Origin of the sequence: Clostridium sp. (assembly GCF_030532265.1) — a bacterium.
Classification (GTDB): Bacteria; Bacillota; Clostridia; order Clostridiales; family Clostridiaceae; genus Clostridium.
The window spans coordinates 45,172-59,878 of record NZ_JAUNLM010000002.1 but is presented as its reverse complement, the minus strand read 5'-3'; the positions used below and the strand labels follow the sequence as shown (position 1 = coordinate 59,878).

The following is a 14,707-nucleotide window of genomic DNA, read 5'->3' as shown; positions in this document are numbered from 1 at the left end:
TCTATAATAGATGCACTTTTAAAGTTTTATTTCTATTTTATCTAATTTCGCTATTAACTTCATGTTTTTAAATTCAACAGTTTCAGTCATTAGTCCACTTCTATTACTCATTAATAAAGCTTTTGCATTATCTAATTTTTTTATTTCCCTAATTTTTGTTGAGCCTTTATAATGAACTAAATAAAAACCATTTTGACTAAACTCTGTAACTAAATGTCCAAATACCAAATCACCTTTTGCCATTCTAAATCCACTCATATCGTCATCTTGAATTTCAATATAGATAACTTTATCTTGAGGATATCCTTCAATTTTATTAGAGTGTATTGGTAATTCCTTATATCCTTTTGCATTATTTAAAGAATAATCATATATCGGAACATTTTTTAGAACAGATGAAAATGCATTTTCCCATACTGCATCAGACTTATTATCTTTTTTAAAACTTGGTTTTATATCTTTAGCAAGTTTCTTTTCATTCATTAAATCTTCATCTGTAACTACCATATTTACATCATTTAAATCTACATTTAAAACTTTAGCCGCTTTATTTATTAAACTCTCTTGAGCAATTCTACGCCCAAGTTCTATTTCATTTATAAATTTCTCTGAAACACCAAGCTTTTTAGCTAATACTTTTTGAGGCATATTAACTTTAAGTCTAGCTTCTTTTATCTTATTCCCAACTCTACTCAAAACTTATTACACTCCTCTTTTGTTCTGACTCTTATACCATTCTCTTTCCTCTATAAGATGGTTTAATAAATATTTAAATGACCAGTTACGTGACATTGGAGTTACTACTGCAAGTACCCCGCCTTGAACAGAACTTCTTACTTTCTTCACCAAAACTTGAACTTCCTTATCTGAAAATCCACTAAATAATATAGCTTTCTCATCAGGTAATTCTGTTTCTTCAATAATTTCTTCAACTACTTTTCCTGAAGCTATTTCATGTATTTTTAATTCTACCATTTCTGGCTTTATTTCTATTATTTTAGCTAATGGTTTTAATGAATTTATTTCTTCTTCTGATAAGCCATGTACTAATAAAGCTTTACTTTTTACCATTTAGCTCACCTCTTAATCTTCTAATATTTGTGGTTCTTTAGCTTTATAATCCCCTAAATCTACTGTAACCTTCTTTATCTTTTGATCTTCTCTTGGTCTATCCATACGATCTCTTGGAGCTTTAACTATTTCATCAGCAACTTCAATTCCTTCAATTACTTTACCAAATGAAGCATATTGTCCATCTAAGTGTGGAGCATCAGCAACCATTATAAAGAATTGACTACCAGCTGAATCTGGGTGCATAGCTCTTGCCATTGATAAAACTCCTCTATGGTGTTTTAATTCATTTTTGAATCCGTTTCTTGTAAACTCTCCTTTAATTGAATATCCTGGACCACCCATTCCTGTTCCTTCTGGACATCCTCCTTGAATCATGAATCCTGGAATTACTCTGTGAAATATTAACCCATCATAGAATCCCATATTTATTAAATGTATAAAATTATCAACTGTATTTTCTGCTACCTCTGGATATAATTCTGCTTTTATAACTTTCCCATTTTCCATTTCAATTGTAACTATTGGATTTTTCATAATAAATTCTCCTTTCAAAATTAAACTATTATCTATTATTATCCAAATACTTCATATAAATTCATATAAAAATACTAGATAATAAATATTCTAAGGAAATTATATATCATTTAATCTTATTAAACAAATTATTGTTTAACCCTAATTATTGCTTGCTACTTTTCCTTTTATAGCGGTAATTATAATTGGTACAATTGAAATTATTACTATAAATATAAATATCATCGAAAAATTGCTTTTTATAAATGATATATTACCAAAAAAGTACCCAAGCATAGATACTATAAATACCCATACTATTCCACCAATTGCATTATAAGATATAAACTTTTTGTATTTCATAGAACCAATTCCAGCAACAAATGGTGCAAAAGTACGAACAATCGGAATAAATCTTGCAAGTACTAAAGTTTTTCCACCATACTTATCATAATAAGAATTAGTTTTTTCTATATGCTCTTTCTTTATAAACTTAGAATCTCCTTTTAAAAGTAATTTGCTACCTAAGTATTTACCTATATTATAGTTTAAAGTATCACCTATTATTGCAGCAAATGATAACAAAATTAATAAAACTCCTAAATTTAATACTCCACTTGCCGCAAAGGCTGCTGATGCAAATATTAAAGAGTCACCTGGTAAAAATGGAGTAACAACTAACCCTGTTTCAATTAAAATTATAAAGAACAATATAGCATAAACCCATATACCATAGTTCATAATAAATATGTTTAAATATTTATCTAAATGAAGTATAAAGCTTATTATTTCACTTATAATACTCATTTTATCACTCCTAATAATATAATAAATTTTTATTTATTATTATAATTCAAACATGTTAATAATGAATTAATTTTAAATGATAACTTTATTAGTTTTTTCATTATAATTTTTTATAAAAAATAAGAAGTTACTATCTTTATTTAAAAAGACTATAACTTCTTATGATTATAAAAATTCATATTATTTTACTCCATTTATTAATTTAAAAATGTTGTTCCCATTACTACTCTTGAAAAATCATTATAGTTTGTTAAGTTCTTAACATTAATAGCGTTAAAAATTGTTTCTCTTCCATTTCTATTTATTAATTCACTAAAAAGACAAGTTAAGAATGTACTTGGTACTCTATCTAGTCCTTCAAAGTCTAAAACTACTTCTTCATTTAAATTATTTTTTATTTGTTCCCTTAGTACTATAGCATCTTCAACAGCAAAATTTTCTCCTAAAAACTCTCTAACATTTATAATCATATAAATCACCTCATAAATTAATTCTTATATATAAACACTTTAAATTTTATTTGTTTTTCAAATTTTCTGACAATTCATTTTACAATTATAATATACCAAGTTCATTTTTATTTGTCAACTATTTAACAAACTTTTTTAAAAAATTTTTCTCTCTTAATTAATTATATGATTAAAAATTAAATATGTTTCATATTAATAAAAAATAATAGTACTAAATTTAGTACTATTATTTTTTAAGATTTCAATAATCTTTCACTCAATTTTATTATTTCATTATCTTCTAATGAATTATAGAAAGTTATACTTCCCCTTTCAGTTGAATCATTTATTAAATCCTTTAAACCCATCCTTCTTCTAAGCTCTCTCACTGTACCTTCCCCTCCATCTATTATAGGAACATCTTTCCCGACTATTTCTATTAAACGCTCTTTTATAAATGGATAATGTGTACAGCCAAGAACTATTGCAGCTATATCTTTATCTTTATAGTCTTTAAATTTATCTCTAAGATAATTTTTAAGTTCTAAACTATCTAAATCTCCACGTTCTACAAATTCCATTAATCCCCCACAAGGCATAGGAGTTATATTCGCCTCATTTTTATAGCCTTCTAAAAGTCTTTGGAATTTTCTATGTGTTAATGTAAATGGAGTTGCCATAATTATTATATCTCCATCTTTATGTAATTCAACTGCAGGTTTTACAGCTGGTTCTATTCCTACTATAGGTAAATCTTTATATACTCTCCTAAGTTCAGCAACAGCTGCGCTAGTTGCTGTATTACAAGCCACAGCTAAAGCCTTTATTCCTTTACTTAATAGAAATTCAACCGCATTAAAAGTTAAATCTCTAACCTCTTTCATATCCTTTGTTCCATATGGAGCATTTTTAGAATCTCCAAAATATATGTAATTTTCATTTGGCATAAGTTTTATAGCTTCTTTTAATACACTTAAACCTCCAACTCCTGAATCAAAAAATCCTATTGGCAATTGTTTTTTATCCAAAGCCTAATCACTCCACTCTTTATAAACTAATATACTTCATATTCTATAACTTTAATAAAAATAAATCTATATGTACATAAATATTTTTATTTTCATTTATTGACTATAAATATATCTTGTAGTAAAATTTTTCTAAGATTTTAATTCCGAACATTTAACGAAATGTTCATAATTTCATTCGACTTAACTGTAGAAAGGATGTGACTTATTTCTAGATATAATTTTAAATATAGCATAATATCTAGAATATGTATTATGATTGACAATTTAATTTACACACTACCAAAAGAAACACATAATAAAAATAGTATAAAAGAAATATTAACAGAAAATCCACAAATCAAATTTGTATCCTTAGTTGGAATTGATTTATCAGGAAATGATACTGACGAAAAAATACCAGTATCTCTTTTTTTAGACGATATTGATTCCTTCCTAAATGGCGTTGCAGTTCAAACTGACGGTTCTTCAGTAGTACTACCTAACATAGCTACTCTAAATAACGCTAAAGTCGATATGATTGCTGATCTAGATTGTAATTGGTTCATTGACTATAATTATGATAATATAGACCCTTCAACTAACAAACCTGTCGGAACACTTAGAATTCCTTGTTTCTTATATCATGATAATAAACCTGTTGACTCAAGATTTATACTTAAATCCTCTGTTGAAACCTTCCAAAAGAATTTATTAGAAGAATTTAATAAAAATCCAAATCTTTTAGCTACTTATAATATAAGTATTGATGACTTAGAAGATATAAATTTAACTTCTGCTACAGAATTAGAATTTTGGGTTAAAACACCTAATGATGTTGCTTTAATAGAAGAATTATCAACATCTCAAGTTTTACAAGAACAATATTGGACAAGAACTAAAGGTAGTGTAAGAACTGCTTTAGAACAAACTTTAGATTTAATGGATAAATACGGATTTGAACCAGAAATGGGTCATAAGGAAGTTGGAGGAGTTAGAGCAAAACTTGATAGCTCAGGTAACTTTAATCATATAATGGAACAGCTTGAAGTTGATTGGAAATTCTCATCTGCATTACAAGCTGCTGATAACGAACTTTTTATTAGAGTTTTAATACAAGAAACATTTAGAAGAAATGGTCTTGATGTAACATTTATGGCAAAGCCTATTGACGGTGTAGCTGGATCAGGTATGCATACTCACTTAGGAGTTAGTGCCAAATTAAAAGATGGAAGAAGAATTAACTTATTCCATATGGGAAAAGAACACTTCTTAAGCGAAATAGGATATGGAGCTATAATGGGTATTCTTAAAAATTATGAAGTTATGAATCCATTTATATCTTCAACTAATAATTCATTAAAAAGATTAAAACCTGGATTTGAAGCACCTATTTGTACTGTTACTTCTTTAGGCACAGCACCTGATAATCCATCAAGAAATAGAACTATACTTGTTGGATTAATAAGAGATTTAGATAAGCCTATGGCTACTAGGTTCGAGCTTAGATCTCCAAATCCACATTCAAATACATATCTTACTATCGCTATTTCATATATGGCTATGCTAGATGGTATTTTATATGCATCAGAATCAAAAAAATCAAAAGATGAGTTATTAGCTGAACTTTCAAAGAAGCCTGGTGAAGATGCAACTTACCTAGAGAAATCTAGAGCCTATAGAACTGAAGAAGATGTGTTTGAAGATTTTACTGAAGAAGAAAGAATAAGCTATTTTGGAAAAGCACCTGCAACTGTAGTTGAAAATGTAATGCAACTTGATAGTAATAAAGAAAAAATAAATGCATTAAAAAGAAATCCAGCACTTACTGATCAAATTATTGATAGCTTTAAAATTGCAGCTTTAAATAGATGGTCAACTGAAATAGAACATAGAGTTATAATTAACTATATGAAGGAAATAAGAGAAACTAAGGCTCTTCATGCAGCTGAAAAAGCTCTTGATTTAGATATTACAAGATGGACTGAAATAAATAAATTAAGACACCACTTAATGAAAGATACTTATAACGAGAAATGCTTATTTACTCAAATCAAAGAAGCATTTAAAAATTCTAATTTTGAATTAGCATCAGAACTATATTTAGAAATTGAAAGTAAAATGAGTACTTTAAGAGATCTTTATTCTTCATATGAAAAAAATCTATTAGATATTTAATTATCAATTATAAATATATAATATTAAAATGAAGAATAGATATTAAATATCTATTCTTCATTATTTATATAAATTAACGCTTATTTTAGTTATACATAATAGCTTTATGTCTCGTGTTCTTAAAAGTGCTACTATTTACTATCTCCTCGGCTTCTTTGAAATCTTTTGCTTTAAATACTATTGTCCATCCATTTTTGTCGCATTTTCCAGCACACATTAAATATTTTTTTGATTCTCCAAAATTACCTTGTCTATCTATAATAAGACTTCTAACTTCACCAATATTTTTGTAATTTAATTTTACAAAAACGCTTGAATCTGATTTCATAAATAACACTCCTTTTATACGAACACACGTTTGATTATATTTTATCGAACAGAGGTTCGCATGTCAACATATTTTTTTCTTATGTTAACAATATATGTTTTATTTAATTATATATTCCTAATTATTTTTTTATTTTTATAGCAAAAACTTTGTCGATTAAAATATCTATATGTCATATAAAAAAATGCTATACAAATACAATTTGCATAGCACCTTAAATTTTATTAATATTTTTATATTTCAGCTATATTAAAAACCTCTAAATCATTCCTCTTATTTAATTTTTCTTTTCTTACATTTATCATAGCCCTTAATGTATCTAAAGCTGTTATAACTCCAATATTTCTCTCTACAGCAGCCCTTCTTATTAAGAATCCATCCCTTTTTGAATCATTTCCCTTTGTTGGTGTGTTTATTACTAAATCAACTTCTTTATTCTTTACTACATCTAATATATTTGGATTTTCTTCATTGATTTTTCTTACTTCTTCAGCTTCAATTCCATTATCTTTTAATAATTTACATGTTCCTTTTGTTGCTACGAATTTATATCCAAGTTTTGAAAGTTCTATTGCCATTGGTAAAAATTCTTTCTTATCATGTTTCTTAATTGTTGCAAGTATTTTTCCGTTATCAATATTGCTTAACATACCAGCAGCAACAAATCCTTTATATAAAGCTTCTTTTATATTTCTTCCAATTCCTAAGACTTCCCCTGTTGATTTCATTTCAGGTCCTAAAGATACTTCAACATTTGGAAGTTTTTGAGTTGAGAATACTGGAACCTTAACTGATACAAGATTTGGCTCTTTATATACATCTACTCCATATCCTAAATCTTTAATTTTATATCCAAGCATTGCCTTTGTTGCAAGGTCTACTATTGGTACTCCAGAAACCTTACTTATATAAGGAACAGTTCTTGAAGCTCTTGGATTAACTTCTATTACATAAAGATTTCCTTCAAACTCTATAAATTGAATGTTTATCATACCTTTTATTCCTATTGAAGTTGCAAGTTTCTTTGTATATTCTAATACTTTATCTTTTATTTCTTTACTTATATTTTGACTTGGATACATTGTTACACTGTCACCTGAATGAACTCCTGCTCTCTCTAAGTGTTCCATTATTCCTGGTATTAATATATCACAACCATCTGATATAGCATCAACTTCTATTTCTCTACCCATTAAATATTTATCTATAAGAATTGGATTTTTTGTATCTTTTTTAAAAGCATTTGTTAAGTAGTATGTTAATTCTTCCTCATCATGAGTTATTTCCATACCTTGACCACCAAGTACATATGAAGGTCTAACAAGTACTGGGAATCCAAGAATTTTCGCTTCATTTAAACCTTCTTGAACTGACCATACACCCTTTCCTTTTGGTCTAGCTACACCAAGTTCTTCTAATAGCTCATCAAATTTTTCTCTATCTTCTGCCATATCAATTTGATCTGCTGTTGTACCAAGTGCTGGTATATTTTTTTCTTTTAAAAAATTTGCAAGTTTAATAGCTGTTTGTCCTCCAAATTGAAGAATTACTCCATCTGGATTTTCTTTTTCAACTATATTTAATACATCTTCTTCTGTTAATGGTTCAAAGTATAATTTATCTGATATATCAAAATCTGTACTTACTGTTTCTGGATTATTATTCACTATTATTGTTTCTATTCCCATGTTCTTTAATGACTTAACACAATGAACTGAAGCATAGTCAAATTCAACACCTTGTCCTATTCTAATTGGTCCTGATCCTATTACTATAACCTTCTTTTTATCCTTTGTTACTTTAACCTCGTCATATTGTTCATAAGTTGAATAATAATATGGTGATAGTGCTTCAAACTCTCCAGCACAAGTATCAACCATTTTATATGCCGGTTTAATGTTCCATATATTTCTTAATTTATATACTTCTTCTGGACTAACATTTAAGAAGTCTGCAATTGCTTTATCTGAGAATCCTTTTTTCTTTAATGTTAATAACCAATCTTTGTTTAAATCTTCAATTTTACTTAACTTTAATCTTTGTTCTTCATCTACTATCCATTTTATTTTTTCTACAAAGAACTTATCCATTCCTGTTATATGGCATACCATATCAATTCTATAATCTCTTCTAAGCATTTCTGCTAATGCAAAGATTCTTTCATCATCTGGAACCATTACTCTTTCTTTAAGTTCTTGCATACTTAAATCTCTAAACTTCTTGTAATCTAATGAATATCTTCCGATTTCTAAACTTCTTATTCCTTTTAAGAAAGCTTGCTCAAAATTTGCCCCTATTGCCATTATTTCACCAGTTGCCATCATCTTTGTTCCAAGAGCTCTATCAGCTCCAAAAAATTTATCAAATGGCCATTTTGGTATTTTGCAAACTACATAATCTAATGAAGGCTCAAAGCATGCGTACGTCTTCTGAGTTACTGCATTTTTTATTTCATCCAATCCATATCCAAGTGCTATTTTTGTAGCAAGCTTTGCTATTGGATATCCTGTTGCTTTTGAAGCAAGAGCTGATGATCTTGAAACTCTAGGATTTATTTCTATTACTGCATATTCAAAACTTTCTGGATTTAAAGCAAATTGTACATTACAACCACCTTCAATTCCTACTGCGTTTATTATATTAATTGATGCAGTTCTAAGCATTTGATATTCCTTATCTGATAATGTTTGTGATGGTGCTACAACTATACTATCTCCTGTATGTATTCCTACTGGATCTATATTTTCCATATTACATACAGTTATACAGTTTCCGTATGAATCTCTCATTACTTCATACTCAACTTCTTTCCATCCTTTAACTGACTTTTCTAAAAGAACCTGTCCTATAGTACTTAATTGAAGACCTGATTGTAATATTTCTATAAGTTCCGCTTCATTGTCTGCAATTCCCCCACCTGTTCCTCCAAGTGTATATGCAGGTCTTACTATAACTGGATACCCTATTTTATTTGCAAATGAAATTCCAGCATCTAAGTCAGTTACAATTTCACTTTGTATAACTGGCTCATTTATTCTGTTCATCATATCTCTAAATAACTCTCTATCTTCTCCTTCTTTTATTGATTCGATAGATGTACCTATTACTCTTACGTTATATTTATCTAAAATTCCAGCATCATAAAGCTCTACTGCAAGATTTAACCCAGTTTGTCCCCCCATTCCTGCAAGTAAACTATCTGGTCTTTCTTTTTCTATTACTTTTTCAACAAACTCTAATGTAAGTGGCTCTAAATAAACCTTATCTGCAACTTCCTTATCTGTCATTATTGTTGCAGGATTTGAATTTATTAAAACTACTTCTATTCCTTCTTCCTTTAACGCTTGGCAAGCTTGAGTTCCTGAATAGTCAAACTCAGCTGCTTGTCCTATAATAATCGGTCCTGATCCTATAACTAAAACTTTTTTAATATCTTTATTTAATGGCATAACTTCAATCCTCCTAAAGTATCTTATAGTGCATAATTTAAAAATCTATCAAATATATATTCTGAATCCTTAGGTCCAGCTGATGCCTCAGGATGGAATTGAACTGAATATATTGGCATAACTTTATGCTTCATTCCTTCTACTGTTTCATCATTTATATTTACATGAGTTACTTCTACATCCTTTGGAATGTTATTTACGTAATAACCATGATTTTGTGATGTTATATGTACTTTTCCTGTTTCTAAGTCTTTTACTGGATGATTTCCACCTCTATGTCCAAACTTTAATTTAGCCGTCTTCCCGCCTAAACTTAATGCTAAAAGTTGATGACCAAGACATATTCCTACTACCGGCTTCTTTCCTATAATATTTTTTATAGTTTCTATTTCTACTTTTAAATCTTCCGGATCTCCAGGTCCATTTGATAAAAATACTAAGTCAGGATTTACACTAAGTACTTCATCTGATGATACATTTGATGGAAATACCGTTAACTTACATCCTCTCTTTTTAAAACATCTAAGAATATTAGTTTTTATACCATAGTCGATTACAGCTACGTGCTTTCCTGGACCCTCAATTTCATATTTTTCTTTAGTACTTACAATATGTACTGCCTCTTTATTTGAAAAACCCTCAATTTTACCCTTAACGTCTTCTAATTTAGAATCATCTAATACAATAATTCCTCTCATTGTTCCATTGCTTCTTAGAATTTTAGTTAATGCTCTTGTATCTATACCCTCAAGACCAATAATTTTATTTTGTCTTAAATAATCATCTAATGTTAATTCGCATCTAAAATTATTAGGTATGTCACATTTTTCTCTAACTATGAATCCACTCACTTGTGGCTTGTTTGATTCCATATCCTCTAAATTTATTCCGTAGTTTCCTATTAAAGGATAAGTCATAGTTACTATTTGTCCATGATATGATGGATCTGTTAAAACCTCTTGATAGCCAGTCATTCCTGTAGTAAATACTACTTCTCCAACATTTTCTTTAAGATATCCGAAGGCTTTTCCTTCAAAAATTACTCCATTTTCTAATATAAGCTTTGCTTTCATGCTTAGCCCTCCTCAAAAATTTAAGTTACTTGCTAAAAATACACTTTAAAGATAAATTTAAATTTTTGCATAACAAAAAGGACAATAAAGAGACCAAATTACTTTAAATTGAAATTGCTCTCCCTATTGCCCTGGTATATTCATTCTTATTTAAATTTAACTTATTAAACAAAGCTATAATATTTCCATTAAATAATAGCATAGTTCTATACTCCTTTCTGGCCTCACAGGACCAATTTAAAGTGTACTTTAACTTTTCTAAATTTATTCTTTTTTTACTATTTTAGTTTATATAAATTTCCATGTCAAGAAATTTAAAAATTTAATTATCATTATGATAATTAATTACTTTATATTATTTTCAATCCATTCTACTATAAATTTAATAGGATTATCATTGTTGCTTGGAGCTTTATACTTAACCTTATCTAATAATTTTTTATTTCCGTTTTTAACTATAAAACCATAGTCTGCATTTTCTAAAAACTCTTTATCATTCATATTATCTCCAACAGTTATAACCTTTAAATCATTGAGTTTATATTCATTTATTAAATCATTTAAAGCCTGTCCTTTTGAAGTATATTTTGGTACAATTTCAAGAAACCTTTCTCCACTTCTTATAGGTATTTCACTATCATATTTTGTAAAGTTTGCTTCAAGTTCATCCAATATACCTTCTTCACCAACAACTAATATTTTAGTCCACTTTGCATTCCAAATACTATCATCTATATCATATATTACTTTATATCCTTTTCCAGTAAATCTTTTTGTATATTTACATTCTTTAAATATATATATTTTTTCTTCAGAATAAACTTCAATTCCTATTTCTTTATTTTCCTGAAGTAATTTATTTATAACTACTTTTCTTTCTTCTTCTAAAAAATACTCCTTAATTACCTTTTCACTTGTATAATCATAAACTTTACTTCCATTATAAAGTATTATGGGCAAACTTAAATCAAGCTCTCTTGCAAACCTACCAGCTGATTCTAGCATTCTACCAGTTGCTATAGTAAATAAACCTCCATTTTCTTTAAAATACTTTATAGCATTTTTATCATCATCTGATATTTTTCTTTTATCATTTAATAAAGTTCCATCCATATCTGAAACTAAAAGATACCCTTCAAAAATCCCCATATTTTACACTCCTACTTATTTGTATTAAATATTATTTTTCTTATTATACTCCTTGGAAAAAACTTTGTAGCTATAATCATAACTTTATTTTTAAAACCTGGAATTATAATGTCTTTCTTTTTTTTATAGCCATTATACCCACACTTTGCTACTATTTCTGCATCCATTAAATATTTTCTTGCTTTTTCAGACTTAATAATTCCAGCATTTTTTTGAAAAGATGTTTTTACAGGTCCAGGACAAAGACAACTTACTGTTACTCCAAACTCTTTTGCTTCTTCATATAAAGCTTCAGATAAAGTCAGTACATATGCTTTTGAAGAATAATATGTGCTCATTTTTGGTCCCCCAATAAATGCTGCAGTTGATGCAACATTTAATATTCCACCATCATTCATTTTTTTTAATTTAGGTAAAAAATATTTTATAAGTTTAGTTAATGCTATAATATTTATATTTATAAGGTTTAAATCTTTTTTCTCATCTATTTCGTCAAAATAACCAAAACTTCCGACTCCAGCATTATTAACTAAGTTATCCACAATTAAATTTTTTTCTTCCACAAAATTTATAATTTTTTCAACGGAGTTATCCACACTTATATCTAAATCTAATATTTCCACAAATATTTTATATTTATTTTCTAAAAACTCTTTAACTTCCATAAGTTCATTAACATTTCTTGAAACAATGATTAAATTGTTACTATCCCTTGCAAATAATTTTGCAAGTTCAAATCCAATCCCCTTAGTCCCACCAGTTATTAAAGTGTAATTATCCTTTACCATATAATATCCTTTCCATAATTAGTTTTTATATTTTCTTTATTTATAAATTATACATTCTTTTTATACAATATCAACGAAATAGCTGACTTAAAAATTTATTTTAGGAAAAATATTTTTATTAATATCCTTATAAAATAATCTATATATAGATTATTTAGAATTACTGGATTTTTTAATCAAACTCAGCTCATTAAGCTTCAAGCTATATTTATACTCAAGCTGAAGAATTTCTTTAATATAAAAATTTAAATTTATGCAAATAAAAAGTGGCTTAAAGCCACCTTTTATTCTATAGAGTTAACCGTATAACCTTTATTCTCTAACATCTTTATTATACTTTCATCACCAAAGAAATGTAATGCACCAACAGCTACAGTATATGTTTCATTATCTAAAAAAAGCTCATCTATCTTTTTAGTCATAACTTTATTTCTATTAGTTATCATTATCCTATAACTTAATGGATTTTTCTTTTGTAATTCTATTGCCTTTTCCATAATAGCTTTATTACCTTTAGCATATCCATCCATAAGTTCTTTTGAATATTTTATAGTTTCTTCTCCACTTTCTAAAAATTTTCCCTTCTTATAATTATTTAAATTTAACTTTAATGATTCAAGTCCATTAATTTTACTTAAAAGATCCATTTGAAATTCCATATTTTCTAATTGAACTACTCTTTTTCCTTTACTAACTATAGTATCTTTTAACATATCATCAAAAGTTTCCATTACAAGATTTGCTTTATAATATAAAACAGATTCTAATTTATTCATAATTATATGAGGCTTTAAATTTTTTATATCTTTATAATCTATACCTATTTCATTACATATACTTTTTAAATTTTTTATTTGATTTTTATTAAGTTCATCTTCTATACTATGTCCATTTATATATACATTTTTTGCATTAATATTATCTATTTCCTCTTTAGATGGATTTATTTCAACTGCTAATACATCAGTTTTTCTTATTATATCTTTTACATTTTTATTGAAATAATTATATTCTTTATTTATAGGATGCATAGTCCCTATTAAGTACATACTTTTATTGTTTTTTGTAACTTCCCATTGAAAGCCTTTTGCTTCAGGCTTAAAATCTGATTTTAAATCAAGATTAGAAAAATATATTACTATACCTAAAAAAATAAAAATATCTATAAAAGCATATATTACTTTTTTATATTTTTTTATCGTCATATCATCCCACTTCCTATTTTTTAAATTTTTTCAATTTAATTGTAACATGTTTTAATATAAATACTATAATGTAGTATGAATTTGATTTTATTTTAAATTTATAGTATAATTTGTTTGAATATTCAGAAAATTATAGTAAGGGCAGCTACTAAAATTTTAGAGTTGACCACACTTACTATTTCAATACTATCTTAATTAAGCCTTCAGTTTATAAACTGAAGGCTTTTAATTTATCCTTTATACATCATTTTTATATGTGGTATTCCTGCCTCATCATATATATCTGATATTGCAACAAATCCAAGTGATTCATATAAACTTCTTATATACTCCTGAGAAGATAATTTTATTTTTTCATTATTAAAATTATGTTTAATATATTTTATAGCTTCTCTTAAAACAACTTTTGCTAAACCATATCCTCTATATTCTTTTTTTACTAAAACTCTGCCTATTCCTACTGCATCCTTATATCCAACACCTTTAGGAAGTATTCTAAGATATGCAGCTATTTTATCTCCGTCTTTTGCATATAAATGTATACAATCCTGATCTTTTCCATCAAATTCATTTTCACATGTTATTTTTTGTTCACAGGCAAAAACTTCAAACCTTTCTTGAAGTATTTTATATAAATCATCATTTGTAAATTCATCAAATTTTTGAATACAAAGTTTCATTTAATAC

14 protein-coding genes are annotated in these 14,707 nt (G+C 27.3%); 1 reads left to right on the top strand and 13 read right to left on the bottom strand.

Annotation, left to right across the window (positions count from 1 at the left end):
* Positions 1-18 precede the first annotated feature (18 nt).
* From Q4E08_RS01230 to murI, 6 genes are all read right to left on the bottom strand, one after another.
* Positions 19-696: a helix-turn-helix transcriptional regulator gene (locus tag Q4E08_RS01230; RefSeq protein WP_303127306.1), complete on the bottom strand. Its 678-nt coding sequence runs from the start codon at positions 694-696 to the stop codon at positions 19-21.
* A gap of 6 nt (positions 697-702) precedes the next feature.
* The gene (locus tag Q4E08_RS01225; protein WP_303127304.1) at positions 703-1,071 is read right to left on the bottom strand and encodes a DUF3783 domain-containing protein; all 369 of its coding nucleotides are present in this window, start codon (positions 1,069-1,071) and stop codon (positions 703-705) included.
* Between the two features lie 12 nt (positions 1,072-1,083).
* Positions 1,084-1,608, bottom strand: coding sequence for a peptidylprolyl isomerase (locus tag Q4E08_RS01220; RefSeq protein WP_303127302.1), 525 nt, complete (start codon positions 1,606-1,608; stop codon positions 1,084-1,086).
* Between the two features lie 141 nt (positions 1,609-1,749).
* Positions 1,750-2,394, bottom strand: coding sequence for a DedA family protein (locus Q4E08_RS01215; protein WP_303127300.1), 645 nt, complete (start codon positions 2,392-2,394; stop codon positions 1,750-1,752).
* 197 nt (positions 2,395-2,591) lie between these two features.
* Positions 2,592-2,864, bottom strand: coding sequence for an STAS-like domain-containing protein (locus Q4E08_RS01210; protein ID WP_303127298.1), 273 nt, complete (start codon positions 2,862-2,864; stop codon positions 2,592-2,594).
* 233 nt (positions 2,865-3,097) lie between these two features.
* Positions 3,098-3,871, bottom strand: coding sequence for a glutamate racemase (gene murI / locus Q4E08_RS01205; protein WP_303127296.1), 774 nt, complete (start codon positions 3,869-3,871; stop codon positions 3,098-3,100).
* Positions 3,872-4,126: 255 nt separating this feature from the next.
* On the opposite strand from murI, the gene Q4E08_RS01200 reads away from it, so the two are divergent.
* Entirely contained in the window at positions 4,127-6,028 is a 1,902-nt protein-coding gene (locus tag Q4E08_RS01200; RefSeq protein WP_303127294.1) for a glutamine synthetase, read from the top strand.
* Between the two features lie 85 nt (positions 6,029-6,113).
* Here Q4E08_RS01200 and Q4E08_RS01195 read toward each other — a convergent pair whose 3' ends face one another.
* The 7 genes from Q4E08_RS01195 to Q4E08_RS01165 form a co-directional block, all read right to left on the bottom strand.
* On the bottom strand, positions 6,114-6,356 hold the full coding sequence (locus Q4E08_RS01195) for a hypothetical protein (protein WP_303127292.1): 243 nt from the start codon (positions 6,354-6,356) through the stop codon (positions 6,114-6,116).
* A 233-nt stretch (positions 6,357-6,589) separates the two neighbouring features.
* Positions 6,590-9,805: a carbamoyl-phosphate synthase large subunit gene (gene carB / locus Q4E08_RS01190; RefSeq protein ID WP_303127290.1), complete on the bottom strand. Its 3,216-nt coding sequence runs from the start codon at positions 9,803-9,805 to the stop codon at positions 6,590-6,592.
* Positions 9,806-9,828: 23 nt separating this feature from the next.
* Complete coding sequence (carA, locus tag Q4E08_RS01185; protein ID WP_303127288.1) at positions 9,829-10,878, bottom strand: glutamine-hydrolyzing carbamoyl-phosphate synthase small subunit; 1,050 nt, start codon at positions 10,876-10,878, stop codon at positions 9,829-9,831.
* A 345-nt stretch (positions 10,879-11,223) separates the two neighbouring features.
* Entirely contained in the window at positions 11,224-12,027 is an 804-nt protein-coding gene (locus Q4E08_RS01180; RefSeq protein ID WP_303127286.1) for an HAD family hydrolase, read from the bottom strand.
* Positions 12,028-12,038: 11 nt separating this feature from the next.
* Positions 12,039-12,815: an SDR family oxidoreductase gene (locus Q4E08_RS01175; protein WP_303127284.1), complete on the bottom strand. Its 777-nt coding sequence runs from the start codon at positions 12,813-12,815 to the stop codon at positions 12,039-12,041.
* A 284-nt stretch (positions 12,816-13,099) separates the two neighbouring features.
* On the bottom strand, positions 13,100-14,020 hold the full coding sequence (locus tag Q4E08_RS01170; protein ID WP_303127282.1) for a TraB/GumN family protein: 921 nt from the start codon (positions 14,018-14,020) through the stop codon (positions 13,100-13,102).
* A gap of 230 nt (positions 14,021-14,250) precedes the next feature.
* Positions 14,251-14,700, bottom strand: coding sequence for a GNAT family N-acetyltransferase (locus Q4E08_RS01165; RefSeq protein ID WP_303127280.1), 450 nt, complete (start codon positions 14,698-14,700; stop codon positions 14,251-14,253).
* Positions 14,701-14,707: the final 7 nt, after the last annotated feature.

Bases quoted from the DNA above. Each gene is read 5' to 3' on its own strand.
- Q4E08_RS01165 (WP_303127280.1), bottom strand. From the start codon at position 14,700: ATGAAACTTTGTATTCAAAAATTTGATGAATTTACAAATGATGATTTA.
- Q4E08_RS01200 (WP_303127294.1), top strand. From the start codon at position 4,127: ATGATTGACAATTTAATTTACACACTACCAAAAGAAACACATAATAAA.
- Q4E08_RS01225 (WP_303127304.1), bottom strand. From the start codon at position 1,071: ATGGTAAAAAGTAAAGCTTTATTAGTACATGGCTTATCAGAAGAAGAA.
- Q4E08_RS01195 (WP_303127292.1), bottom strand. From the start codon at position 6,356: ATGAAATCAGATTCAAGCGTTTTTGTAAAATTAAATTACAAAAATATT.
- carA (WP_303127288.1), bottom strand. From the start codon at position 10,878: ATGAAAGCAAAGCTTATATTAGAAAATGGAGTAATTTTTGAAGGAAAA.
- Q4E08_RS01175 (WP_303127284.1), bottom strand. From the start codon at position 12,815: ATGGTAAAGGATAATTACACTTTAATAACTGGTGGGACTAAGGGGATT.
- Q4E08_RS01220 (WP_303127302.1), bottom strand. From the start codon at position 1,608: ATGAAAAATCCAATAGTTACAATTGAAATGGAAAATGGGAAAGTTATA.
- Q4E08_RS01180 (WP_303127286.1), bottom strand. From the start codon at position 12,027: ATGGGGATTTTTGAAGGGTATCTTTTAGTTTCAGATATGGATGGAACT.
- Q4E08_RS01170 (WP_303127282.1), bottom strand. From the start codon at position 14,020: ATGACGATAAAAAAATATAAAAAAGTAATATATGCTTTTATAGATATT.
- carB (WP_303127290.1), bottom strand. From the start codon at position 9,805: ATGCCATTAAATAAAGATATTAAAAAAGTTTTAGTTATAGGATCAGGA.
- Q4E08_RS01215 (WP_303127300.1), bottom strand. From the start codon at position 2,394: ATGAGTATTATAAGTGAAATAATAAGCTTTATACTTCATTTAGATAAA.
- Q4E08_RS01210 (WP_303127298.1), bottom strand. From the start codon at position 2,864: ATGATTATAAATGTTAGAGAGTTTTTAGGAGAAAATTTTGCTGTTGAA.